Source organism: Mitsuokella sp. UBA4253, from assembly GCF_002395285.1.
Classification (GTDB): domain Bacteria; phylum Bacillota; class Negativicutes; order Selenomonadales; family Selenomonadaceae; genus Mitsuokella; species Mitsuokella jalaludinii.
This window is the reverse complement of sequence record NZ_DGWR01000016.1, coordinates 71603-94452: the sequence shown is the minus strand read 5'-3', so window position 1 is coordinate 94452 and position 22850 is coordinate 71603. Positions and strand designations below refer to the sequence as shown.

Genomic DNA, 22850 nt, shown 5'->3' with positions numbered 1-22850 from the left:
ATTGTTGAATCAAGGAGGATCTTTTCATGGAAAACGCAATCATGGTCGCAGCAGCTCTCGTAGGTGCAGGTCTTTGCATGGGTTTGGCTGCAGTCGGCGCTGGCCTCGGTGATGGTCTTGTCACGAGCCGCTTTATCGAAGGTATCACGCGTCAGCCGGAAGCACAGAGCAAGCTCTTCACGAATACGCTGATTTCCGTCGGCCTCATCGAGTCCATGGCAATCATCGCAACGGTCGTTGCCCTGATCATGCTCTATGCCAACCCGCTCATCAAATAATTCCATTTTGATGAAGAACGTAAAAGGGGGGCATAGCAATTGATAGATATCAATGCCACATTGATCGCTCAGATCTTGAACTTCTTGATCTTGGCTGGTCTCCTTCGCGCTGTTGCCTATAAGCCGGTCGTGCGGATGCTCAAGGCACGCCAGGACCGCATCCAGGAGAGCCTTGACAAGGCGGATGCGGATGCCGAGGAAGCCGACAAGCTCTTGGCTGAGTACAAGGCGAAGCTCGCAGAGGCCAATGTCAAGGCCGAGAACATCGTCCTGATGGCAGAGAAGCGTGCAGGTGAGGAGCGCGAGGCAAAGCGCGCGGAGGTGAAGCGCGAGATCGAGCAGATGCGCAAGGCCGCAAAGGCAGAGATCGACCGCGAGCGCGAGCATGCAATCGAGCAGCTGCGTACCGAGATGATTACGCTGTCCATGGCAGCTGCCGGCAAGATCGTTGCCAAGAACATGGACAAGTCTGAGAACGAAGCGCTGATCTCGGATTTCGTCAAACAACTCGACAAGGACAAGATTGGTGATCTGCCATGTTAAACTTACAGCTTGTACGGAAATACGCCAAGGCGATCTTCGAGATTGCGCAGGAAGAGGACAAGCTCGTGGAGTATGGCGATGAACTCAAGGCCGCGCGCGAGGGCATCGCGTCCGTGCCGCAGGCAATGGAGTTCTTCTCCAATCCGCAGATCGATCCGAAACTCAAGAAGGAGCTCTTGCAGAAATGCTTCAAGAAAGAGCTCTCGAAGAACGTGTACCACTTCCTGCTGTTGCTGGTCGACAAGCACCGCTTCGTGCTGTTCCCGGCAATAGTGGACGAGTACCGCGCACTCTCGAATGAAGCCAGAGGCATCCTGATCGCAGACGTGACGACCGTCGCGCCTGCCTCGAAGAAACAGCAGAAGGCCATTGCCGACAGATTGGAGCAGGTAACAGGCAAGAAGGTGGAGCTCCGCCTCCACGAGGACAAGTCCCTTATCGGCGGTGTCGTCGTCAAGATCGGCGACCGCCGCATCGATGGCAGTGTCGCTGGCCGTCTCGAGATGATGAAGAGAAAATTACTGGCTAACGAGTGATGAAACTGGGGTGACAGCGAAGTTATGAAAATGAATCCGGAAGAAATAACGGCCATCATCAAGGACCAGATCAAGAACTATGATGTGGACCTCAATGTTGATGATGTTGGTTCCGTTATCGAGATCGGTGACGGCATCGCGCATATCCATGGCCTCGATAAGGCTATGGCGGGCGAGCTGCTCGATTTCGGCAATGATATTTATGGTCTGGTCCTGAACCTTGAGCAGGACAACGTCGGTGCCGTTATCTTAGGCGGCGAGACGAAAATCAAAGAGGGCTCGCAGGTCAAGCGTACGGGCCGCATCATGCAGGTCCCTGTCGGCGAGGCCATGATCGGCCGCGTCGTCGATGCCCTCGGCCGTCCAATCGACGGCAAGGGCAAGATCGAGACGACGGAGACGCGTCCGGTCGAGTACCCGGCACCGGGCATCGCAGACCGCAAGCCGGTCAAGGAGCCGCTGCAGACGGGCATCAAGGCCATCGACGCCCTCGTACCGATCGGCCGCGGCCAGCGCGAGCTCATCATCGGTGACCGCGGCATCGGCAAGACGGCCATCGCCATCGACACGATCCTCAACCAGCACGACCAGAACTGCATCTGCGTCTACGTCGCCATCGGCCAGAAGGCCTCGACGGTCGCGCGCGTCGTCAAGACGCTCGAAGAGCGCGGCGCCATGGACTACACGATCGTCGTCGCTGCTACGGCTGCTGACAGCTCGCCGCTGCAGTACCTCGCACCGTATGCCGGTGTCGCTATGGCTGAGCACTTCATGTATCAGGGCAAGGCCTGCCTCTGCGTCTACGATGACCTCACGAAGCACGCAGCTGCTTACCGCGCCATGTCCCTGCTGCTCCGCAGACCGCCAGGACGTGAAGCATATCCGGGCGATGTCTTCTACTTGCATTCCCGCCTGCTCGAGCGCGCAGCGAAGCTCAACGATGAGCTCGGCGGCGGCTCCATCACGGCTCTGCCGATCATCGAGACGCAGGCCGGCGACCTCTCGGCCTACATCCCGACGAACGTCATCTCCATCACGGACGGCCAGATCATGCTCGAGACGGACTCCTTCTATTCTGGTATCCGCCCGGCCATCAACGTCGGCCTCTCCGTATCGCGTGTCGGCGGTTCGGCTCAGATCAAGGCCATGAAGCAGGTAGCAGGTACCCTGCGCCTCGACCTCGCGCAGTACCGTGAGCTCGCAGCGTTCTCGCAGTTCGCCTCGGACCTCGACAAGGAGACGAAGGCACAGCTCGACCGCGGTATCCGCATGGTCGAGACGCTGAAGCAGCCGCAGTACAGCCCGCTGCTCGTCCAGGAACAGGTCATGGTCATCTACACGGCCGCCAAGGGCTATCTCGTTGATATCCCGGTCGAGAAGGTCGTCGAGTTCCAGACGGACTTCCTGAAGTTCATGCGCACGCAGCATCCGGAAGTCGCACAGAAGATCATTGACCAGAAGAAACTCGATGATGCTCTGGAGACGGAGCTCAAGAACGCGATCGTGGAGTTCAAGGAAACTGTACCGTATAAAATGGCGTAAGGCGAGGTGATTCTTTTTGGCTAGTTTACAGGATATTCGCCATCGCATCAAGAGCGTAAAGAGTACCAAGCAGATCACGAGTGCCATGAACATGGTCGCTACGAGCCGTCTGCGCCATGCCAAAGAGGCTGCAACCGCGAACCGTCCCTATGCACAGAAGGTCAGCGAGGTCGTCCACGCCATCGCCAAGAATGCAGGCATGGACTTCTCGCACCCACTGCTCGAGAAGCACGAGGATGGCAGGAAGCTCGTCTTCCTGATCACCTCGGACAAGGGACTGGCAGGTGCGTATTCGTCGAATGCCTGCAAGGCGGCAGAGGCCCTCATCGAGAAAGCGGACGATACGGACTTCGTCATCGTCGGCCGCAAGGGCGTGGGCCACTTCAAGACCCGCGGCCACAAGGTCATCAAGGAGTTCATCGGCATCAGCGAGCACCCGTCTTCTGAGGCGGCGCGGGACATCGCTCTCGAGCTCATCCGGCTCTACAAGACGGGCGAGTACCGCGAGATCGACATGGTCTACACGAAGTTCGTCTCGGCCATCAGCTGCGAGCCGAAATCGGGGGCGCTGCTCCCGTTCGCCCCGCTGAAGGCAGAGGACCAGGACGACCTGAACGTCGAGTACATCTATGAGCCAGATGCCGCTACGGTGCTCGGTTTCATACTGCCGCAGTATCTCTTCACGGTCGTTTATGCAGCGCTTCTGCAGTCGGCAGCCAGCGAGCTCTCCTCGCGCATGAACGCGATGAGCAACGCGACGGACAACGCAGAAGACCTCATGGATAAACTCAATCTGCATTACAACAAAGTACGTCAGGCTGGCATTACCCGTGAGATCACTGAGATTGTCGGCGGCGCCGAAGCCCTTAAGTGAGGGCATATAAGGAGGTTTACCATTGGCAAAAGGTAAAGTCGTACAGGTCATCGGACCTGTCGTAGATATTGAATTCCCGGCGGGCGAGCTGCCGGCAATCCTCAATGCCGTCACCATCAAGGGCAAGACGAGCATTGACATCGACCTCGTCGTCGAGGTCATGCAGCATCTTGGCGACAGCGTCACGCGCTGCATCGCCATGAGCTCGACGGACGGTCTGACGCGCGGCATGGAAGCAGTCGACACGGGCAACCCGATCATGGTCCCGGTCGGCACGGAGTGCCTCGGCCGCGTCTTCAACGTACTCGGTCAGACGGTTGACCACAACCCAGCTCCTGTCGGCAACAAGGAGTCCTGGCCGATCCATCGCCCGGCTCCGAAGTTCGACGAGCAGGAGACGAGCGCACAGGTCCTCGAGACGGGCATCAAGGTCGTCGACCTCATCGCTCCGTACTCCAAGGGCGGCAAGACGGGCCTCTTCGGCGGCGCAGGCGTCGGCAAGACGGTCCTCATCATGGAGCTCATCCACAACATCGCGACGGAGCACGGCGGTTACTCCGTCTTCGCCGGCGTCGGCGAGCGCACCCGTGAGGGCAACGACCTCTGGGGCGAGATGACTGAGTCGGGCGTCATCGACAAGACGGCACTCGTCTACGGCCAGATGAACGAGCCGCCAGGAGCACGTATGCGCGTCGCCCTGACGGGCCTGACGATGGCAGAGTACTTCCGCGATGTCCAGCATCAGGACGTGCTGCTCTTCATCGACAACATCTTCCGCTTCATCCAGGCTGGTTCTGAGGTTTCGGCACTGCTCGGCCGCATGCCGTCGGCCGTCGGTTATCAGCCGACGCTGTCCACGGATATCGGTGCTCTGCAGGAGCGCATCACCTCGACGAAGAATGGTTCCATCACGTCGGTTCAGGCAGTCTATGTCCCGGCCGATGACCTGACGGACCCGGCACCGGCTGGTACGTTCACGCACCTCGATGCCACGACGGTCCTCTCGCGTCAGATTGCCGAGCTCGGCATCTACCCGGCCGTCGATCCGCTCGATTCGACGAGCCGCATCCTCAACGCCGAAGTCCTCGGCGAGGAGCATTACGAAGTTGCCCGTGGTGTCCAGGCCGTGCTCCAGAAGTACAAGGAACTCCAGGACATCATCGCCATCCTCGGCATGGAAGAGCTCTCCGATGAGGATAAGCTGACTGTCTCGCGTGCGCGCAAGATCCAGCGCTTCCTCTCGCAGCCGTTCTTCGTCGCAGAGGTGTTCACGGGTTCGCCGGGCAAGTACGTGCCGCTCAAGGAGACGGTACGCGGCTTCAAGGAGATCCTCGAGGGCAAGTACGATGACCTGCCGGAGAATGCCTTCTACATGGTCGGCACGATCGATGAGGCAGTGGAGAAAGCACGGAAGATCAAAGAAGAGGAGGGATAATCGATGGCGACTATCAAGCTGGAGATTGTCTCACCGGATAAAGTGGTCTACGAGAATGACATCAGCATGCTGATCGTCCGCTCGACGGGCGGTGAGCTCGGCATCCTGCCGCACCATGCCCCGCTCGTCGCGGGTCTCGTGCCGCATGCCATGCGCATCCGCCTCGGCGCAGACCGCGATGAGCAGCTCATCGCGGTTGCGGGCGGCTTCATGGAAGTCACGCCGGAGAAGATCACGGTCCTCGCGACGGCTGCTGAGCAGCCGATCGACATCGACATCAACCGCGCGAAGGAGGCCATGGCCCGCGCCAAGGCCCGCATCGCCGCCTTCCATCAGGGCACGCCTGAGGGCAAGGACGTCGATATCGACCGCGCCGAACTCGCACTGCGCCGCTCGATTGCGCGTCTGCGCGCACTCGGCTCGCAATTCGAAGAATAAGGATTGACTCGAAAGTCCTGCAGCACTGCTGCGGGGCTTTTCTTTTTTCTTGTTGTGTGCGGATTTATGCTATAATGATGAGAGATATCATGCAAGAAAGGGCGTTATTTTATGGAATTATTGGATGTGAACACACTCGCATTCCTCGTATTCTTCGGTTTCATGGCGGCGTTCATCGACTCCGTCGTCGGCGGTGGCGGCCTCATCTCAATCCCCGCGCTGATGTGGACGGGTCTGCCGCCTCTCACAGTGCTCGGCACCAACAAGGTAGCGGCCGTCATGGGGGCCTTCACGAGCTTCGTGACGTTCGTACGTTCCGGCAAGGTCGACGGCTGGCTCATCCGCCGGCTCTTTCCGATCTCCCTGATCGGCTCTGGTGTCGGCGTCGTGACGGTGCGCCTGATCCCGTCGGAGTTTTTGCGGCCGCTCGTCGTCGTCATGCTGGTCCTCGTGTTGATCTACAGCATCTGCAAGAAGGACTGGGGCAAGGAGTCGACGTATCAGGGCATGAGCGCAAAGCTGCTCGCGCTCTCGTGTCTCGTGGCCTTCACCTTCGGCTTCTACGACGGCTTCTTCGGTCCGGGCACGGGCTCCTTCCTGCTCTTCGCTTTCCTGATGGTCGGCTTCGACTTCCTCGGTGCTGCGGCCAATGCGCGCGCGCTGAACTTTGCGAGCAATATCTCGGCAGCTGTCCTTTTCAGCTACTTCGGCATCGTCGATTTCGCACACGCCATTCCGATGGGCCTCGCGATGATCGTCGGTGCCTGGTGCGGTGCGCGAGTGGCGCTCTCGAAGGGCGCGGGCTATGTGCGTCCGCTCTTCATCGTCATGACGACGGTGCTCATCGGCAAGCAGCTCTTCGAGCTCTTCAAGTGAGTGCGGCCTTGCTTTTCTTTGCCGTTGACCTTACAATAGAGTAGTATTTATCTTTTGAGACCACAGTGAAGGGTGATTGACATGAGTATTTTCTCGCGTTTCCTGCCGAAGAAGAAACCGGTAGAGATCAAGAATAATATCCCGAAGGAGAAGGCGAATATCCGCAAGGCGTTCGGCATCTACTGCCACAGCCATCACGGCACGTCGGGCGACAAACTCTGCCCGAAGTGCACGGCACTCCTGGCGACGGTCATGACGAAGATGAACCGCTGCCCGTACGGCATCACGAAGCCGATCTGCGACCGCTGCGAGCGCCCGTGCTTCGGCGCGAAGCAGACGCAGGAGTTCCTCAAGATCATGGACTCGACGAGCAAGCGCATGTTCTTGCGCCATCCGATGATGAGCGTCAAGCACAAGCTGGCGAGCATGGGCGTCGACTACGCGAAGTACCAGCAACAGAAGAAGCTCGACGACAAGGTCAAGGCGAAGGAGAAGGCTGCGAAGGAGCGTGCCAAGGAGCGCAAGGGCAAGAAATGAACCGTTCAACACTCAGGAAGGTATCGAATCTCCTCGTCGTCGTGCTCGTCGGACTGGCACTCTGCGCAAAGGTAGAGGATAGCGGCTCGGAGGCTCTCTTCGGCAAGAATGACATCGCTATCGTCATCGGCGCGGTGGTCATCTTCCTGGCCATCCTGTTCGCGCGGCGGCAGAAAAAACGATAACGATAAGGATGCAGTCTGTGGATAACTTGGCGTTTTTTGGCGTAGTTATCCACATTTTTATGCACATTTTTAACAGGGACGGTGGATAAGTGATCGAAAGGGGAAAGAATGATATGGAGCAGCACAGGGATGACATCCTGCGGGCACCGATTGCCGAGGCCATGCGTGCCTATGCGGCGGACGGCGCGCGTGCCTATCACACGCCGGGCCACAAGCAGGGACTCGGCGCGCATCCTCTCTTGAAGGCGCTCGTGACGGAAGAAGGCCTTCGCGAGGAAGTCTCGCTGATGGAGGAGCTCGACGACCTGCACGAGCCGACGATGTGCATCAAGGAGGCGCAGGGGATGGCGGCTGTGCTCTACGGCGCCGATCAGGCGTACTTCATGATCAACGGCACGACGGGGGCTATCCACACGATGCTCATGGGCGCGCTGCGCCCGGGCGATGCGGTGCTCGTGCCGCGCAATGCGCACCGCTCGATGATCGGCGGCATCATCCTCGCGGGCGCGCGTCCTGTCTTTTTGCAGCCGGAGATCGATGACCGGCTGGGCATCGCGATGGGGCTGACAAAGGCGACAGTGGAGCGGGCCCTCCGGGAGCATCCGGAGGCCAAGGCGCTAGCTGTCGTCTATCCGACGTACTACGGCGTGACCTTCAATCTGGCAGAGATCGCATCGCTCGTCCATGCGCACGATATGCTGCTGCTCGTCGATGAAGCGCACGGCCCGCATCTTCGCTTCTCGGATGATCTGCCGCCGCAGGCCATCGACTGCGGCGCCGACATGGCGGCGCAGAGCACCCACAAGATACTCGGTGCGATGACGCAGGCTTCTATGCTGCTCGTCAACGGGCCGCGCGTGGACCGCGAGCGCGTGCGCGAGGCCGCGAGCCTGCTGCAGTCGACGAGTCCGAACCAGCTTCTGCTGGCGTCGCTCGACATCGCGCGGCTGCAGATGGCGGAGAATGGCCGCGAGACGGTCGGCCGGGCCGTGTGCCTCGCGGGCAGGCTGCGCAGTGCCATCAACGCGATCGATGGCCTCTGGTCGTTTGGCCCGGAATACACATGTTATCCTGGTGCGACAGGGCTCGATGCGACGAAGATCACCGTGCAGGTCACGGGGCTCGGCCTCAGCGGCGTCGAAGCTGAGTCCATCCTGCGCCATCGGTATAAGGTCCAGTGCGAGCTCTCCGATGCGCGCAACCTGCTCTTCATCCTCTCGTATGCAGACACAGAAGAGCAGGCGGACTACCTGCTGGAGGCGTTGCGGCAGCTGGCGAAGGATCACCGCAGGGAGCATGCGGCAGACAAGGCCACCCAAATGGCCCTGCCCGCCGTCCCCGCGCAGGGCATGACGCCGCGCGAGGCGTTCTTTGCACCGAAGGGCAGTGTGGCCTTTTCCGAGGCAGAGGGGCATATCGCGGCGGAGCAGGTCATGTTCTACCCGCCGGGCATCCCGATCCTGTGCCCCGGCGATGTCATCGATGCGGCGAGCCTGCGCTACATCGAGGCGATGCAGGCGCTCGGCCTCAAGGTCGTCGGCCCGCGCGACGCATCGCTCGGGCGTATTCAGGTCGTCAAGTGAGCAGAGGGGGAAACGCACATGGAGAAAAAAGGCAAACTCATCATCATCGAGGCTGGCGACGGCTCAGGCAAGGCCACGCAGACGAAGGCGCTCTACGAGCACCTCTGCCGCGAGGGCTACCGCGTGCACCGCGTCGAGTTCCCCGACTACGCGGCGGATTCCTCGATGCTCGTGCGCATGTACCTGCGCGGCGATTTTGGCGGCCATGCGGAAGATGTCAACGCCTACGCGGCCTCGACGTTCTTTGCCGTCGATCGCTACGCCTCGTACCGCATGAAGTGGAAGAAGGCGTATGAGGCAGGCGCGATCATCCTCGCCGACCGCTACACGACGTCGAACATGGTCCATCAGGCCGTCAAGCTGACGGACAGGGAGGAGCGCGAATCGTTCCTCGACTGGCTCTGGGACTTTGAGTTCAACAAGCTCGGCCTGCCCGTGCCCGATAAGGTCGTCTTCCTCGACATGGATCCTGAGGTGGCCGACCGCCTGATTGCGGCGCGAGCCGCGGCGCAGGCGCAGGAGAGGGACATCCACGAGCGCGACAAAGAATACCTGCACCGCTGCCATGCGGCTTACGAGGAGCTGGCCAAGAAATACGGCTGGACGCGCGTTGCCTGCAGCGAGCACGGCGAGCCGCGCGCCGTCGAGGCCATCCACGCCGATGTCTACGCGGCCATTATGCCGCTGCTCGAAGGTATGGAATGAAGAGAGGACAAGGCCCGGATATGGAAGGGCCCGAGAAAGGAATACTATGATCAAAGAAGTTCTGGTGGTCGAGGGCAAGATGGATGTCGTCGCCATCGACAAGGCAGTCGAGGCCGACTGCATCATCACGGAGGGATTCAACCTCAAGCCGCAGGCACTCAAGAATATCGAGCAGGCCTACAAGAAGCGCGGCATCATCATCATGACGGACCCCGATTCGGCCGGCGAGCGCATCCGCAAGTACCTCTCGCGTCGCTTCCCCGAGGCCAAGCACGCTTTCGTGCCCGTCGAAGAGGCGACGGATAACGACGACATCGGCATCGAACAGGCGAAGCCTGACGCCATCCGCAAGGCGCTCGCCAAGGTCCGCACGCTGGACTGGGAGCCCAAGAAGACGTTCACGGGTGCCGACCTCATCATCCACGGCCTCTCAGGCGCTGCGGATGCCTCGGTGCGCCGCGCGCGCCTCGGCGAGAAGCTCGGCCTCGGCTTTGCCAACGCCAAGACGTTCCTGACGCGCCTCAACCACTACGGCGTGTCGCGAGAAGAATTTGACCGCGCCCTCGAGGATATGGAGCGTGAGAACAGAGAGCAGGAGGAGAGTCATGAATAAAGAAGACGAGAAGGTACTGCAGCCGAAGATCGCGAGCCGCGAGGTCACGATGCACATCCTCAAGGCGTTCGGCCTGCGCATGAGCAAGAAGCTCGGCCAGAACTTCCTCATCGATGCGCGCATCGTGCAGGGCATCGTCGATGCCGCTGAGGTCAAGCCGGGCGACCGCGTCCTGGAGATCGGCCCGGGCATCGGCACGCTGACGCAGGGCCTCGCCGAGGCCGGCGCCGATGTCACGGCCGTCGAGCTCGACAAGAAATTGCCGGCCGTTCTCAAGGAGACGCTCAAGGCGTACGACAACGTGCGCATCGTGCCGGGCGACATCCTCAAGGTCAACATCCCCGAGATCATGGGCGAGGCGCCGTTCAAGGTCGCGGCCAACCTGCCGTACTACATCACAACGCCGATCCTCATGGCGCTCCTCGAGCGCCATCTGCCCATCACGCACATGGTCACGATGGTCCAGAAGGAAGTGGCGGAGCGCATGACGGCCAAGCCGGGCTCGCGCATCTACGGCGCGCTCTCGGTCGCCGTCCAGTACTACACGGAGCCCGAGATCGTGCTCGACGTGCCGCCGCGCTCCTTCATCCCCGCGCCGGAGGTCATGAGCGTCGTCGTCTCGTGCCGCGTGCGCAAGGAGCCGGCCGTGGCCGTGCGGGACGAGAAGCTCTTCTTCCGCGTCGTCAAGGCTGCCTTCGGCCAGCGCCGCAAGACGCTCATGAACGCCCTGAAGGGCGGCGGCTTCCAGAAGGAGGCCGTGCGCGATGCGCTCGAGCAGTCGGGCATCGATCCGACGCGCCGCGGCGAGACCTTGACGCTTGAAGAATTCGGTCGCCTTGCCGACGCCTTTTCTGTGCAGGAAAATGCATAAAGTATTTGCTACTATGACAATCTTGTTATAGAATATGTCTGTATCAATAAGCAAACCATATATAAGAAAGTAGGTATGATAATGGCAGCAACAGCCTGGTCCGTCCTGCCGCCGATCATCACGATCGTGCTGGCTCTTTGGACAAAAGAGGTGTACATGTCCCTGATCATCGGCATCTTCTCCGGTGCCCTGCTGTTCACGGGCGGCAACATCCTCGAATCCATCCTCACGATGTTCACCGTCATGTCCGACAAAGTCGGCAGCAACGTCAACATCCTCGTATTCCTCGTCATCCTCGGCATCCTCGTCGCGGCCATCAGCCGCTCGGGCGCGACGCGCGCCTACGGCGAATGGGCCTCGAAGACCATCAAGGGACAGCGCAGTGCGCTCCTCTTGACGGCACTCTTAGGCATCGTCATCTTCATCGACGATTACTTCAACTGCCTGACTGTCGGCACCGTCATGCGCCCGGTCACGGACAAGCTCAAGGTCGCGCGCACGAAGCTCGCCTACATCATCGATGCGACGGCGGCGCCAATCTGCATCATCGCGCCAGTCTCGAGCTGGGCCGCCGCCGTCGGTTCTTCGCTGCCGGAAGACAGCACGATTGATGGCTTCAGTCTCTTCCTGCAGACGATCCCGTTTAACCTCTACGCTTGGCTGACGATCCTCTTCATGCTCTTCATCATCTGGACGGCCCGCGACTTCGCGGCGATGGGTGAGAGCATCCGCGCGAACAGCAAGAAGTTCGTCATCCCGAAGGAGTACGCTGACGCCGAGCAGAAGTCGGCCGACATGGAGCTCGGCCACGGCAAGATCATCGACCTCATCCTGCCGCTCCTCGTGCTCATCGCAGCTTGCGTCTACGGCATGCTCTACACGGGCGGCATCCACGAGGGCAAGACGATTGCGGAGGCATTTGCGAACTGCGATTCGGCCAAGTCGCTCGTGCTCGGCTCCTTCATCGCCTTCGTCTTCACAGGTGTCCTCTACCTGCCGCGCCGCATCATCACGTTCAATGCCTTCTGCGACAGCTTTGGCTGGGGCTTCAAGGCGATGACGCCGGCCATCTTCATCCTCTGCCTCGCCTGGACGCTCTCGGGCATCTGCAGCAAGGACTACCTGAACCTCGGCGGCTTCGTCGGCGCAATCGTCAGCGCCCATGCCTCCATCATCATGTTCCTGCCGCCGATCTTCTTCCTCGTGGCGGCGGGCCTCGCCTTTGCGACGGGCACGTCGTGGGGCACGTTCGGCATCTTGATTCCGATTGCCATTGCCGTGCTCGGCATGAATGACCCGAGCATGCTCGTCGTCTGCGTGGCGGCCGTCCTCTCGGGCGCTGTCTGCGGCGACCACGCCTCGCCAATCTCCGACACGACGATCCTCGCATCGGCCGGCGCACAGTGCCACCACATCGACCACGTCAGCACGCAGCTGCCGTACGTCGGCGTCGTCGCGACCTGCAGCTTCTTCGGCTACATCGTGGACGGCCTGACGGAGAACGGCTGGCTCGGCCTCTTGACGGGCATCATCTGCCTGGCCATCGCGATGGTCATCATCCGCGCGAAGGTCCCGGCTATCGAAGAAGAGAAAGGCTGATGGACCATGATCTTTGACAGTCACAGCCACACGACCTTCTCGGCCGACTCCGAGATGAAGGCGGCCGACGCCATCGCGATGGCCGAGAAGGCCGGCGTAGGGCTTGTCTTCACCGAGCACCTCGACCTCGACTACCCGGGCGAGATGGATTTTTCCTTTGACCCGCAGGCGTACTGGCAGGCCTATGAGCCGTACCGCGGCGACAATCTGCGCCTCGGCATCGAGATCGGCATGAATGAGGCCATCCTTGAGGGCAACCTGCACTTCCTCGAGCAGGAGCCCTTCGACCTCGTCATCGGCTCCCAGCACATCGTCGACGGCCAGGACATCTACTACCCGGCCTATTACGAGGGCAAGAGCAAAGAAGCAGCGTTTCATCGTTATTATGAGCTCATGGCAGAGAATGTCCGCCGCTACGGCGCCCACATCGATGTGCTCGGCCATATCGACTACATCTCGCGCTATGCGCCTTATGCGAACCCAGAAGTCTCCTACGGGACATTCCAGGAGGATATCGACAGGATCCTGCGCGCGGCCATCGAGACGGATACCGTCCTCGAGCTCAACACGCGCCGCCTCGGCAGCCGCCTTGCCTGTAAGGAGCTCATGCCCGTCTACGCGCGTTACCGCGAGCTCGGCGGCCGCTATGTGACGCTCGGTTCAGACGCGCACATCTCCGATGCTGTCGCTGTGAACTTCGGCGCGGCCGAGGAGCTCGCCGCGATGGTCGGCCTCGGGCTCGTGACGTTTGCTGAGCGCCGCATGGTGTCCTGCACAAAATAAATTCTTGCGAATACAGGCGAAAACAGATAAAATAAAAGAAGATATGATTTTATCTAGTTAGGAGGGCTGACGATGAAACACATCAAGACGGTCAACAAACCTTCGATGCAGGCTTCGCTCAAGACGGGCGGCTGCGGCGAGTGCCAGGCATCCTGCCAGTCTGCTTGCAAGACTTCCTGCACGGTAGGCAACCAGGTTTGCGAGAAATAATGTTTCGTGAAGAGCCTTCCCATCTGGGAAGGCTTTTTTCTATCAAGGAGTAACTGATGAAAGCGAAAATCCATAAATTCGAGCAGGGCGGCCACTACATCCTGCTCGACATCAACAGCGGAGCCGTCCACGTCATCGACAAGATGATCTACGACATGATGGACACGTTCGACGGCGCGAATGACGAGGCAGTCGTGGCGGCCCTCAAGGATGCGTATCCGGAAGCGGATCTGCGCGAGGCGCTCGGGGAACTCCATGAGCTCATGGAGATGGGCGAGCTCTTCGCGCCGGACATCGATGTGCCGCCGACGTTCAAGCAGAAGGGCCTCATCAAGTCCATCTGCCTCATGGTCGCCCAGGACTGCAACCTGCGCTGCAAGTACTGCTTCGGCGACGGCGGCAGCTACGGTCAGGAGCGCGCCGTCATGACGCCGGAGGTCGGCAAGCGCGCCATCGACTTCCTCATCGAGAGCTGCGGCCCGCGCAAGCACTGCGAGGTCGACTTCTTCGGCGGCGAGCCGCTGATGAACATGAAGACAGTCAAGGCTGTGACGGAGTACGCCCGCCAGCGCGAGAAGGAGACGGGCAAGAAGTTCAAGCTCACGATGACGACGAACGGCATGCTGCTGAACGACGAGAACATCAAGTGGCTCAACGACAACGACTTCTCGCTCGTGCTCTCGCTCGACGGCCGCAAGGAAGTCAACGATGCCATGCGCCCGGACGCGGGCGGCCACGGCACTTACGACCGCATTGTCAAGAACTTCAAGAAGTGCATCGCGAGCCGCAAGGGCGGCGACTGGGATTACCGCGGCGTCTACACGTATCTGCGCGGCACCTACACCCACAACAACATGGACTTCACGAAGGACGTCCTCTCGATGGTCGACGAGGGCTTCAACATCCTCTCGGTCGAGCCGGTCGTCATGAAGGACAGCCCGCTCGGCTTCACGGAGGAGGACCTGCCGCGCATCCGCGAGGAGTACGACCGCCTGACGGAGGCCTACATGAAGCGCCATCGCGAGGGCAGGGGCTTCTGGTTCTTCCACTTCAACATGGACCTCTCGAACGGCCCGTGCGTCGCCAAGCGCCTCTCCGGCTGCGGTGCCGGCCATGAGTACGTCGCCGTGTCCGAAAACGGCGATCTCTACCCGTGCCACCAGTTCGTCGGCCGCGAGGGCTACAAGCTCGGCACGATCTACGACGGCATCACGAATACAGAGCTTCCTCAGTACTTCCGCGAGAGCCATGTGCTCAACAAAGAGAAGTGCCGCGACTGCTGGGCGCGCTTCTTCTGTTCGGGCGGCTGCCACGCCAATGCCGACCTCTTCCACGGCGATATCCGCAAGCCGTACGAAGTCGGCTGTGAGATCCAGAAAAAGCGCCTCGAGTGCGCCATCCTCGTGCAGGCATTGCTGGCCCTCGAGAAGATGGAGAAAGAGGAGCAGACGACTGCGGATGGGGAATGATATTTCCCTGAAGTATTAATATAATTTATGTATAATAGAAAAGCTGACAAGCAAAAATGCTTGTCAGCTTTTCTATGGAAAGGGTTGACTTCCTATTGTTTATCAGTGTTCTCGACCGTCACAAGGGAGAAAATTCTTGTTGGAAATTAAGAGCAAAATATTCTGACAATATACATTTTTACCGCGACTGTAATTGCTTCAATTTATGACAAAACCATTGACATTTGGACGGCGTTTATTGTATCATTAGAGCTGTAAGAACTGAAACTTCTAAGACTATTTAGGGGGTAATTTTCAAATGGCAGTAAAAGTTGCTATCAATGGTTTTGGCCGTATCGGTCGTCTCGCATTCCGTCAGATGTTCGATGCTGAGGGTTATGAAGTCGTTGCAATCAACGATCTCACGAAGCCGTCCATGCTCGCATACCTGCTGAAGTACGATTCTTCCCAGGGCAGATACGAGTATGCTGACACGGTCTCCGCTGATGACGAAGCTGGCACGATCACGGTCAAAGGCAAGACGATCAAGATCTATGCTGAGCGCGATGCAAAAGACATTCCTTGGGCTAAGCACGATGTAGATGTCGTTCTCGAGTGCACGGGCTTCTACACGTCCAAGGAAAAGGCTTCCGCTCACCTCGCAGCAGGCGCTAAGAAAGTTGTTATCTCCGCTCCGGCTGGTAACGACCTCCCGACGATCGTTTTCAACACGAACCACAAGACGATCCCGGCTGGCACGAAAGTTATCTCCGCTGCATCCTGCACGACGAACTGCCTCGCTCCGATGGCTGACGCTCTGAACAAGTTCGCTCCGATCAAGAGCGGCATCATGCAGACGATCCACGCTTTCACGGGCGACCAGATGGTCCTCGATGGCCCGCAGCGCAAGGGTAACCTTCGCCGCAGCCGTGCTGCTTCCGAGAACATCGTTCCGGCTTCCTCGGGTGCTGCTAAAGCTATCGGCCTCGTTCTGCCGGACCTGAACGGCAAGCTCATCGGTGCTGCACAGCGCGTTCCGACCCCGACGGGCTCCACGACGCTGCTCTACGCTGTTGTTGAGGGTGAAGTCACGGTTGAGGGCATCAACGCTGCTATGAAGGCTGCTGCTACGGAGTCCTTCGGCTACAACGAAGACGAGATCGTTTCGAAGGATATCGTCGGCATGCGTTATGGCTCCCTGTTCGATGCTACGCAGACGATGGTTTCCCACACGGGCGACGGCAACTCCCTCGTACAGGTTGTTTCCTGGTACGACAACGAGAACTCCTACACGAGCCAGATGGTTCGCACGATCAAGTACTTCGCTGAGGAAGTAAAGTAATTGAATTAAGAGTTCTCAACTGAATACAGTAGAAGATCTCTTGAGGTCCGGCCGTTTGTTTGGGCCGGGCCTCATTTTTTATGAGAAAATGACCTTGGAGGTTTTACGATGAACAAGAAAACCATCAAAGATGTTGACGTCAACGGCAAAAAGGTATTTGTCCGCGTCGACTACAACGTCCCGTTCGACGACAAGATGAACATCACGAACGACACGCGCATGGTCCGCACGCTGCCGACTCTGAACTACCTGCTCGACCACGGTGCAGCTCTCGTCATCGCCTGCCACATCGGCCGTCCGACCGAGGCACGCGAGGACAAGTTCTCGACGAAGTACCTCGTCAAGCACCTCTCGGAACTGCTCGGCCGCGATGTCAAGTGGGCTTCCGACTGCGTCGGTGCAGAGGCGGATGCTGCAAAAGCTGCGCTGAAGCCGGGCGATGTCCTGCTGCTCGAGAACCTCCGCTACCACAAGGAAGAGAAGAAGAACGATCCTGAGTTCGCAAAGCAGCTCGCTTCCGGCTGCGACCTCGCAGTCGATGATGCATTCGGCGTTTCCCACCGCGCTCACGCTTCGAACGCAGGCGTTCCGAAGTACATCGAGACGGTCGCAGGCTTCCTGATGGAGAAAGAAATCAACTACATCGGCAAGGCGCTTGAGAACCCGCAGCATCCGTTCGTTGCCATCATCGGCGGTGCAAAGGTCTCCGATAAGATCGGCGTCATCAGCAACATGATCGACAAGGTCGACACGATCATCATCGGCGGCGGCATGGCTCATACGTTTGATGCAGCCAAGGGCCTGCCGATTGGCGATTCCCTCTGCGAGCCGGACAAGTACGATCTCGCTCGTGAGCTGCTCAAGAAAGCAGAAGACAAGGGCGTCAAGGTCGTCCTGCCGGTCGACCTCGTCATTGCCGACAAGTTCGCTGCCGATGCCAACACGAAGACGGTTGACGTCGACAAAGTACCGGATGGCTGGCAGGCACTCGATTCCGGCGAGAAGACGTCGGAAGAGTACACGAAGGCTCTTGAAGGCGCTAAGACGGTCATCTGGAACGGACCGATGGGCGTATTCGAGTTTGATGCTTTTGCAAAAGGCACGCTCGCTGTTGCTAAGGCTGTCGCCAAGGCTACGGAAAATGGCGCTATCTCCATCGTCGGCGGCGGCGACTCCGTTGCAGCCCTCAAGAAGACGGGCCTGACGGACAAGATCTCGCACGTTTCGACGGGCGGCGGTGCTACGCTCGAGTTCCTCGAAGGCAAAGAGATGCCGGGCATTGCAGCTCTGGCTGACAAATAAGAGAAGCAAGTTTTGGGTGAGGGGGCCCGCAAGGCGGACCTCCTCATCATCTGATACAGCATTAGGGGGTATTTCAAAAATGGCAAGAACTCCAATCATTGCAGGCAACTGGAAGATGAACAACACGATCGTCGAGGGCAAGAACCTCGTCCGCGGCCTGGCTCCGCTCGTCAAGGATGCCAAGGTGACGGTCGTCGTCTGCCCGACGGCTACGGCTCTCGCAGCTGTCGCAGATGCAGCACTCGGCACGAACATCCACGTCGGCGCACAGAACGTTCATTGGGAAGATCACGGCGCGTTCACGGGCGAGATCTCCACGGGCATGCTCAATGAGATCGGCGTAGATTACTGCGTCCTCGGCCACAGCGAGCGCCGCGGTTACTTCGGCGAGACGGATGAGGGCGTCAACAAGCGCGCTCATGCTGCTTTCGCTGCAGGCATCACGCCGATCATCTGCTGCGGTGAGTCCCTCGAGCAGCGCGAAGCTGGTGTATACCTCGACTTCGTCGCTGGTCAGGTCAAGGCTGCCCTCGCTGGCTTCCAGCCGGAAGAAGTAGCAAAGATCGTCATCGCTTACGAGCCGATCTGGGCTATCGGCACGGGCAAGACGGCTTCCTTCGAGCAGGCTGAGGAAGTCTGCGCGCACATCCGCAAGACGGTTGCCGCAGAATTCGGCCAGGAAGCAGCTGACGGCATCCGCATCCAGTACGGCGGCAGCGTCAAGCCGGCTACGATCAAAGACCTCATGAAGCAGCCGAATGTCGATGGCGCCCTCGTCGGCGGTGCATCGCTCAAGGCTAAGGACTTCAGCGAGATCGTAAACTTCTGATTGGTTTTTCTTCCTTTAGAAGGAGTATTTATCCAAAATGGCAAAGATCAAACACGCACCGATCGCACTCATCATCATGGATGGCTGCGGCATCGGTGGCAAGCTCGATAAGAGCAATGCAGTAGAAGCTGCGAAGACGCCTGTCCTCGACGGCCTCATGGCAAACTACAACACGAGCCATCTGCAGGCTTCCGGCGAATTCGTCGGCCTGCCGGACGGCCAGATGGGCAACTCGGAAGTCGGTCACACGAACATCGGCGCCGGCCGCCTCGTCTATCAGCAGCTCACGCGCATCACGCGCGACATCAAGAACGGCGACTTCTTCAAGAACGAAGTCCTCGTCAAGGTCATGCAGGATGCCAAGGCAAATGGCGGCGCTGTCCACCTCCTCGGCCTCGTTTCCCCGGGCGGCGTGCACAGCCACCAGGGTCACCTCTACGCACTCCTCGAGATGGCCAAGCAGCAGGGCGTCAAGGACGTCTACGTCCACGCCTTCCTCGATGGCCGCGATGTGCCGCCGCAGAGCGCACAGCCGTATCTCGAGGAACTCGAAGCAAAGTGCAAGGAGATTGGCGTCGGCAAGATCGCGACGGTCGCTGGCCGCTACTACGCGATGGACCGCGATCATCGCTGGGACCGCGAGCAGAAGGCCTATGAGGCCATCGCTCATGCAGAGGGCGTCGTAGCAGACGACCCGGTAGCCGGCCTCAAGGCAAGCTACGAGAATGGCGTCAACGATGAGTTCGTCGTGCCGTTCGTCGTCAAGGGCTATGAAGGCATGAAGAACGGCGACGGTGCCATCTTCTTCAACTTCCGCCCAGACCGCGCGCGCCAGCTCACGCATGCATTCGTCGATGAGAAATTCGACGGCTTTGAGCGCGACGAGAACCTCAAGGTTCCGTTCGCCACGTTCTCCCAGTATGAGGACGGCATGAATGCAGCTGTCGCCTTCCCGCCGGAGCACATCGACAAGACGCTCGGCGAGATCATCCAGGATCACGGCCTCACGCAGCTCCGCATCGCCGAGACGGAGAAGTACGCGCACGTCACGTTCTTCTTCAACGGCGGTGTCGAGGAGCCGTACAAGGGCGAGGACCGCATCCTCGTCCCGAGCCCGAAGGTCGCTACCTACGACCTCAAGCCGGAGATGAGTGCGGTTGAAGTTACGGACAAGGTCTGCGAAGCCATCCGCTCCGAGAAGTACGACTTCATCATCCTCAACTACGCGAACTGCGACATGGTCGGCCATACGGGTGTCTTCCCGGCAGTCGTCAAGGCCGTTGAGACGGTTGACTCCTGCGTCGGCCGCTTCGTTGCAGCCATCAAGGAAGTCGGCGGCGAGGTCTGCATCACGGCAGATCACGGCAATGCCGACAAGATGATGGACTACGTCAACAACCAGCCGTTCACGAAGCACACGACGAACGTTGTTCCGTTCATCGTCGTTTCGGACCGCGTCAAATCCGTCAAGGACGGCGCTCTGTGCGATATCGCCCCGACGCTCCTGACGCTCGCTGGTCTCGACATCCCGAAAGAAATGACGGGCAAGAACCTCGTAGAGCTTTAATAGCGAGATAGAGGCAGCATTCCCTTGAGCAAGGAAGGGCAGGTGACTGCCCTCTATGCTGGCCCCAGAGAGAATGCACCTCAGTATTATATTTTAGAAAAGAGAGGAATACGAACAATGATTGCTTATTCACAGAAAGTGGAAGACATGGCATGCGTAGCACAGGAAGTACACCATGGTGCTGCCCCGATTCCTGAAGAAGGCAAATGGGTAAAATCCAAGAACGTCCAGGACATCAGCGGCCTGACGCATGGTGTTGGCTGGTGCGCTCCGCAGCAGGGTGCCTGCAAGCTGACGCTCAACGTCAAAGACGGCATCATCCAGGAAGCCCTCGTTGAGACGGTCGGCTGCTCGGGCATGACGCATTCTGCTGCCATGGCTGCCGAAATCCTTCCGGGCCTGACGGTCCTCGAAGCACTCAACACGGACCTCGTCTGCGATGCGATCAACACGGCTATGCGTGAGCTCTTCCTGCAGATCGCTTATGGCCGCAGCCAGACGGCGTTCTCCGACAACGGCCTGCCGGTCGGCGCTGGTCTCGATGACCTCGGCAAGGGCCTGCGCAGCCAGGTCGGTACGCTCTACGGCACGCTCAAGAAGGGCCCGCGTTACCTCGAACTCGCAGAAGGCTATGTCACGAAGCTCGCTCTCGACGAAGAGGGCCGCATCATCGGCTACGAAGTCGTGCAGCTCGGCAAAGTCATGGAAGCTGTCCGCGCTGGCAAGGATGCCAATGAGGCAATCAAGGCCAACACGAGCACGAAGGGCCGCTTCGCTGACGGTGTCAAGTTCATCGATCCGCGCGAAGAGTAATCTCCCCGCTTGATGATTTCCGAGTTTCAAGGTAAAAGGAAGGAATGAATAGAATGTCATTATTCGAAGGCTATGAGCGCCGTATTGATAAAATCAACGAAGTCTGCAAACAGTATGGTCTGGCTTCCATCGAGGATGCCAAGAAGGTCTGCGACGAGAAGGGCATCAACCCGTATCAGATCGTAGAGGACCTGCAGCCGATCGCATTCGAGAATGCAAAATGGGCGTATACGCTCGGCGCTGCAATCGCCATCAAGAAGGGCTGCACGAAGGCTGCTGATGCCGCTAAGGCTATCGGCGAAGGCCTCCAGGCTTTCTGCGTACCGGGTTCTGTTGCTGACCACCGCAAGGTCGGTCTCGGCCACGGCAACCTCGGCGCTATGCTCCTCTCCGAGGATGCTGGCTGCTTCGCATTCCTCGCAGGCCACGAGTCCTTCGCAGCTGCTGAGGGTGCTATCGGCATCGCCAAGACGGCAAACAAGGTCCGCAAGAACCCGCTGCGCGTCATCCTCAACGGCCTCGGCAAGGACGCTGCCCAGATCATCAGCCGCATCAACGGCTTCACGTATGTCGTGACGGATTACGACTTCAAGACGGGCAAGCTCAACATTGTCGAAGAGATCAAATACGGCAAGGATCCGGAGCGCGCAAAGGTCAAGTGCTACGGCGCTGACTCCGTCCAGGAAGGCGTTGCCATCATGGAGCACGAAGATGTCGATATCTCCATCACGGGTAACTCCACGAACCCGACCCGCTTCCAGCATCCGGTCGCGGGCTGCTACAAGAAAGCCTGCATCGAGAAGGGCAAGAAGTACTTCTCCGTTGCATCGGGCGGCGGCACGGGCCGTACGCTCCATCCGGATAACATGGCAGCCGGCCCGGCTTCCTATGGTATGACGGATACGATGGGCCGCATGCACGGCGATGCTCAGTTCGCAGGTTCTTCCTCCGTTCCGGCACACGTCGACATGATGGGCCTCATCGGCGCAGGCAACAACCCGATGGTCGGCATGACGGTCGCTGTCGCTGTTGCTGTACAGGAAGCAATGAACAAATAATTCCCGCTGACGGGAAACTTGCATAGAGAGGGCGCTCAAAAGGGTGCTCTCAGGCAGCAAAAGAGCCGCAATCCAAAAGGATTGCGGCTCTTTGCTTTGCCCGCAGGGCGCTCTAGAAGCCGTTCTTCTGGCGATGTTGCTCGAGTTTCTGGCGGTACATCAGCGCATCGGCATGTTTCAGCACATCATCGATGTTGTCGATCGGCGTAGCAGTTGTGGTACAGCCGAGCGCGATGCTGATCTTTGCCGCCTCAAAGTGCGCCTGCAGCCGTTCCAGCAGCCCCGTGAGCTGATCGGACTTGCTCAGGCGGTCGAGGCGCTTCATCATGTCGCGGTTGCGCAGCAGGATCGCGAAGAAGCGCGTCAGCGAGGCCAGCAGATCGGATGCGTAATGGAATTTTTTGTCCGACGGATTGATGGCTTCGATGTAGCCGAGCGGTTCGCCGTCGAGCGCGAGGCGGGCGAGCGCGACGCGCTTCAGACCCGGGATGTGCGGGGAGACATCTGGATTCTCCTGCCAGTAGATATCCATGTCGGGGATGCTGAAGCTGCTCTCCTTGGCAAAGCGGGCGAAGACGGGGCGCATGTCGGACCTTGGGACAGGCTGAAAGTCGTCGCCGAGCGGCAGGATTCCCTCGGCATTCCACCGATAGGTGAGATGGAGGAAATCGCCCTGTTCTTCGGCCAGGACGATGCGGTCGGCTTCGAGCTGCCGGCCGATGCGCGCCATCATCTGGCGGATGCCATGTACGGGGTCCGTCTCGTACATGCCAAGGCGGACGGCGTCGTTGATGGAAGCCTCCTGGAACAGCATTTCATTGAAGCGGACATCCCTCGACAGTTAGTAGTCGAGATTCAGGCAGGAGCAGTAGTGGCAGGAGCG

At 59.3% G+C, this 22850-nt stretch carries 25 protein-coding genes; 24 read left to right on the top strand and 1 reads right to left on the bottom strand.

All coding sequences use genetic code 11. The features are described 5' to 3' along the window. Window positions 1–26: 26 nt before the first annotated feature. The 24 genes from atpE (at window position 27) to B2X55_RS09080 (ending at window position 21967) form a co-directional block, all read left to right on the top strand. Window positions 27–278, top strand: a complete 252-nt coding sequence (gene atpE / locus B2X55_RS09195; RefSeq protein ID WP_036375732.1) for a F0F1 ATP synthase subunit C — start codon at window positions 27–29, stop codon at window positions 276–278. A 39-nt stretch (window positions 279–317) separates the two neighbouring features. Continuing rightward, complete coding sequence (gene atpF / locus B2X55_RS09190; RefSeq protein ID WP_226866820.1) at window positions 318–821, top strand: F0F1 ATP synthase subunit B; 504 nt, start codon at window positions 318–320, stop codon at window positions 819–821. Continuing rightward, window positions 815–1357, top strand: coding sequence for an ATP synthase F1 subunit delta (gene atpH / locus B2X55_RS09185; protein WP_270527991.1), 543 nt, complete (start codon window positions 815–817; stop codon window positions 1355–1357). Before atpF ends, atpH begins: the two co-directional genes overlap by 7 nt. Before the next feature lie 24 nt (window positions 1358–1381). Continuing rightward, complete coding sequence (gene atpA, locus B2X55_RS09180; RefSeq protein WP_036375740.1) at window positions 1382–2899, top strand: F0F1 ATP synthase subunit alpha; 1518 nt, start codon at window positions 1382–1384, stop codon at window positions 2897–2899. Window positions 2900–2915: 16 nt separating this feature from the next. Continuing rightward, window positions 2916–3773 (top strand): ATP synthase F1 subunit gamma, encoded by an 858-nt coding sequence (atpG, locus tag B2X55_RS09175; protein ID WP_036375743.1) that lies wholly within the window; start codon window positions 2916–2918, stop codon window positions 3771–3773. 22 nt (window positions 3774–3795) lie between these two features. Next, window positions 3796–5208: a F0F1 ATP synthase subunit beta gene (gene atpD, locus B2X55_RS09170; RefSeq protein ID WP_036375746.1), complete on the top strand. Its 1413-nt coding sequence runs from the start codon at window positions 3796–3798 to the stop codon at window positions 5206–5208. Window positions 5209–5211: 3 nt separating this feature from the next. Then, window positions 5212–5646: an ATP synthase F1 subunit epsilon gene (gene atpC, locus B2X55_RS09165; RefSeq protein WP_036375749.1), complete on the top strand. Its 435-nt coding sequence runs from the start codon at window positions 5212–5214 to the stop codon at window positions 5644–5646. 111 nt (window positions 5647–5757) lie between these two features. Beyond that, window positions 5758–6522, top strand: coding sequence for a TSUP family transporter (locus tag B2X55_RS09160; RefSeq protein WP_036375752.1), 765 nt, complete (start codon window positions 5758–5760; stop codon window positions 6520–6522). Between the two features lie 81 nt (window positions 6523–6603). Further along, a complete protein-coding gene (locus B2X55_RS09155; protein WP_036375756.1) occupies window positions 6604–7059 on the top strand; it encodes a nitrous oxide-stimulated promoter family protein in 456 nt (151 codons plus the stop codon). Then, window positions 7056–7244, top strand: a complete 189-nt coding sequence (locus tag B2X55_RS09150) for a hypothetical protein (RefSeq protein ID WP_055161195.1) — start codon at window positions 7056–7058, stop codon at window positions 7242–7244. Before B2X55_RS09155 ends, B2X55_RS09150 begins: the two co-directional genes overlap by 4 nt. 113 nt (window positions 7245–7357) lie before the next feature. Beyond that, the gene (locus B2X55_RS09145) at window positions 7358–8827 is read left to right on the top strand and encodes an aminotransferase class I/II-fold pyridoxal phosphate-dependent enzyme (RefSeq protein WP_286821857.1); all 1470 of its coding nucleotides are present in this window, start codon (window positions 7358–7360) and stop codon (window positions 8825–8827) included. A gap of 18 nt (window positions 8828–8845) precedes the next feature. Continuing rightward, the gene (locus B2X55_RS09140) at window positions 8846–9532 is read left to right on the top strand and encodes a dTMP kinase (RefSeq protein WP_036375762.1); all 687 of its coding nucleotides are present in this window, start codon (window positions 8846–8848) and stop codon (window positions 9530–9532) included. Between the two features lie 46 nt (window positions 9533–9578). Continuing rightward, on the top strand, window positions 9579–10145 hold the full coding sequence (gene rnmV, locus B2X55_RS09135; protein WP_278742912.1) for a ribonuclease M5: 567 nt from the start codon (window positions 9579–9581) through the stop codon (window positions 10143–10145). Beyond that, window positions 10138–11016: a 16S rRNA (adenine(1518)-N(6)/adenine(1519)-N(6))-dimethyltransferase RsmA gene (gene rsmA, locus B2X55_RS09130; RefSeq protein ID WP_055161186.1), complete on the top strand. Its 879-nt coding sequence runs from the start codon at window positions 10138–10140 to the stop codon at window positions 11014–11016. The genes rnmV and rsmA overlap by 8 nt, the downstream gene beginning before the upstream one ends. Before the next feature lie 81 nt (window positions 11017–11097). Next, a complete protein-coding gene (locus tag B2X55_RS09125) occupies window positions 11098–12615 on the top strand; it encodes a Na+/H+ antiporter NhaC family protein (RefSeq protein ID WP_036375770.1) in 1518 nt (505 codons plus the stop codon). Between the two features lie 6 nt (window positions 12616–12621). Further along, on the top strand, window positions 12622–13398 hold the full coding sequence (locus B2X55_RS09120; RefSeq protein WP_286821855.1) for a histidinol-phosphatase HisJ family protein: 777 nt from the start codon (window positions 12622–12624) through the stop codon (window positions 13396–13398). A gap of 72 nt (window positions 13399–13470) precedes the next feature. Next, entirely contained in the window at window positions 13471–13608 is a 138-nt protein-coding gene (scfA, locus tag B2X55_RS09115) for a six-cysteine ranthipeptide SCIFF (RefSeq protein ID WP_005841055.1), read from the top strand. 56 nt (window positions 13609–13664) lie between these two features. Beyond that, on the top strand, window positions 13665–15077 hold the full coding sequence (gene scfB / locus B2X55_RS09110; protein WP_286821853.1) for a thioether cross-link-forming SCIFF peptide maturase: 1413 nt from the start codon (window positions 13665–13667) through the stop codon (window positions 15075–15077). Between the two features lie 298 nt (window positions 15078–15375). Continuing rightward, window positions 15376–16398, top strand: coding sequence for a type I glyceraldehyde-3-phosphate dehydrogenase (gap, locus tag B2X55_RS09105; RefSeq protein WP_005841058.1), 1023 nt, complete (start codon window positions 15376–15378; stop codon window positions 16396–16398). A gap of 108 nt (window positions 16399–16506) precedes the next feature. Next, window positions 16507–17700 (top strand): phosphoglycerate kinase, encoded by a 1194-nt coding sequence (locus B2X55_RS09100; protein WP_286821852.1) that lies wholly within the window; start codon window positions 16507–16509, stop codon window positions 17698–17700. 79 nt (window positions 17701–17779) lie between these two features. Next, on the top strand, window positions 17780–18529 hold the full coding sequence (gene tpiA, locus B2X55_RS09095) for a triose-phosphate isomerase (RefSeq protein WP_286821851.1): 750 nt from the start codon (window positions 17780–17782) through the stop codon (window positions 18527–18529). Window positions 18530–18566: 37 nt separating this feature from the next. Next, window positions 18567–20096 carry a 2,3-bisphosphoglycerate-independent phosphoglycerate mutase gene (gpmI, locus tag B2X55_RS09090; RefSeq protein WP_270527984.1) on the top strand — a complete coding sequence of 510 codons (1530 nt, stop codon included), beginning with the start codon at window positions 18567–18569 and terminating at the stop codon, window positions 20094–20096. A gap of 120 nt (window positions 20097–20216) precedes the next feature. Further along, window positions 20217–20909: an iron-sulfur cluster assembly scaffold protein gene (locus B2X55_RS09085; protein WP_182405904.1), complete on the top strand. Its 693-nt coding sequence runs from the start codon at window positions 20217–20219 to the stop codon at window positions 20907–20909. Window positions 20910–20962: 53 nt separating this feature from the next. Continuing rightward, window positions 20963–21967, top strand: a complete 1005-nt coding sequence (locus B2X55_RS09080) for a GGGtGRT protein (protein WP_118175802.1) — start codon at window positions 20963–20965, stop codon at window positions 21965–21967. Between the two features lie 112 nt (window positions 21968–22079). On the opposite strand, the gene B2X55_RS09075 is transcribed toward B2X55_RS09080, so the two are convergent. Then, window positions 22080–22781 carry a hypothetical protein gene (locus B2X55_RS09075; RefSeq protein ID WP_286821850.1) on the bottom strand — a complete coding sequence of 234 codons (702 nt, stop codon included), beginning with the start codon at window positions 22779–22781 and terminating at the stop codon, window positions 22080–22082. Between the last annotated feature and the right edge of the window lie 69 nt (window positions 22782–22850).

Excerpts from the sequence above, each read along its gene's own strand:
- B2X55_RS09150 (WP_055161195.1), top strand. The coding sequence starts at position 7,056 with ATGAACCGTTCAACACTCAGGAAGGTATCGAATCTCCTCGTCGTCGTG.
- gap (WP_005841058.1), top strand. The coding sequence starts at position 15,376 with ATGGCAGTAAAAGTTGCTATCAATGGTTTTGGCCGTATCGGTCGTCTC.
- B2X55_RS09140 (WP_036375762.1), top strand. The coding sequence starts at position 8,846 with ATGGAGAAAAAAGGCAAACTCATCATCATCGAGGCTGGCGACGGCTCA.
- atpH (WP_270527991.1), top strand. The coding sequence starts at position 815 with ATGTTAAACTTACAGCTTGTACGGAAATACGCCAAGGCGATCTTCGAG.
- B2X55_RS09120 (WP_286821855.1), top strand. The coding sequence starts at position 12,622 with ATGATCTTTGACAGTCACAGCCACACGACCTTCTCGGCCGACTCCGAG.
- B2X55_RS09125 (WP_036375770.1), top strand. The coding sequence starts at position 11,098 with ATGGCAGCAACAGCCTGGTCCGTCCTGCCGCCGATCATCACGATCGTG.
- scfB (WP_286821853.1), top strand. The coding sequence starts at position 13,665 with ATGAAAGCGAAAATCCATAAATTCGAGCAGGGCGGCCACTACATCCTG.
- B2X55_RS09080 (WP_118175802.1), top strand. The coding sequence starts at position 20,963 with ATGTCATTATTCGAAGGCTATGAGCGCCGTATTGATAAAATCAACGAA.
- atpE (WP_036375732.1), top strand. The coding sequence starts at position 27 with ATGGAAAACGCAATCATGGTCGCAGCAGCTCTCGTAGGTGCAGGTCTT.
- B2X55_RS09075 (WP_286821850.1), bottom strand. The coding sequence starts at position 22,781 with ATGCTGTTCCAGGAGGCTTCCATCAACGACGCCGTCCGCCTTGGCATG.
- B2X55_RS09160 (WP_036375752.1), top strand. The coding sequence starts at position 5,758 with ATGGAATTATTGGATGTGAACACACTCGCATTCCTCGTATTCTTCGGT.
- tpiA (WP_286821851.1), top strand. The coding sequence starts at position 17,780 with ATGGCAAGAACTCCAATCATTGCAGGCAACTGGAAGATGAACAACACG.
- scfA (WP_005841055.1), top strand. The coding sequence starts at position 13,471 with ATGAAACACATCAAGACGGTCAACAAACCTTCGATGCAGGCTTCGCTC.
- atpC (WP_036375749.1), top strand. The coding sequence starts at position 5,212 with ATGGCGACTATCAAGCTGGAGATTGTCTCACCGGATAAAGTGGTCTAC.
- atpA (WP_036375740.1), top strand. The coding sequence starts at position 1,382 with ATGAAAATGAATCCGGAAGAAATAACGGCCATCATCAAGGACCAGATC.
- B2X55_RS09145 (WP_286821857.1), top strand. The coding sequence starts at position 7,358 with ATGGAGCAGCACAGGGATGACATCCTGCGGGCACCGATTGCCGAGGCC.
- rsmA (WP_055161186.1), top strand. The coding sequence starts at position 10,138 with ATGAATAAAGAAGACGAGAAGGTACTGCAGCCGAAGATCGCGAGCCGC.
- gpmI (WP_270527984.1), top strand. The coding sequence starts at position 18,567 with ATGGCAAAGATCAAACACGCACCGATCGCACTCATCATCATGGATGGC.
- B2X55_RS09100 (WP_286821852.1), top strand. The coding sequence starts at position 16,507 with ATGAACAAGAAAACCATCAAAGATGTTGACGTCAACGGCAAAAAGGTA.
- rnmV (WP_278742912.1), top strand. The coding sequence starts at position 9,579 with ATGATCAAAGAAGTTCTGGTGGTCGAGGGCAAGATGGATGTCGTCGCC.
- B2X55_RS09155 (WP_036375756.1), top strand. The coding sequence starts at position 6,604 with ATGAGTATTTTCTCGCGTTTCCTGCCGAAGAAGAAACCGGTAGAGATC.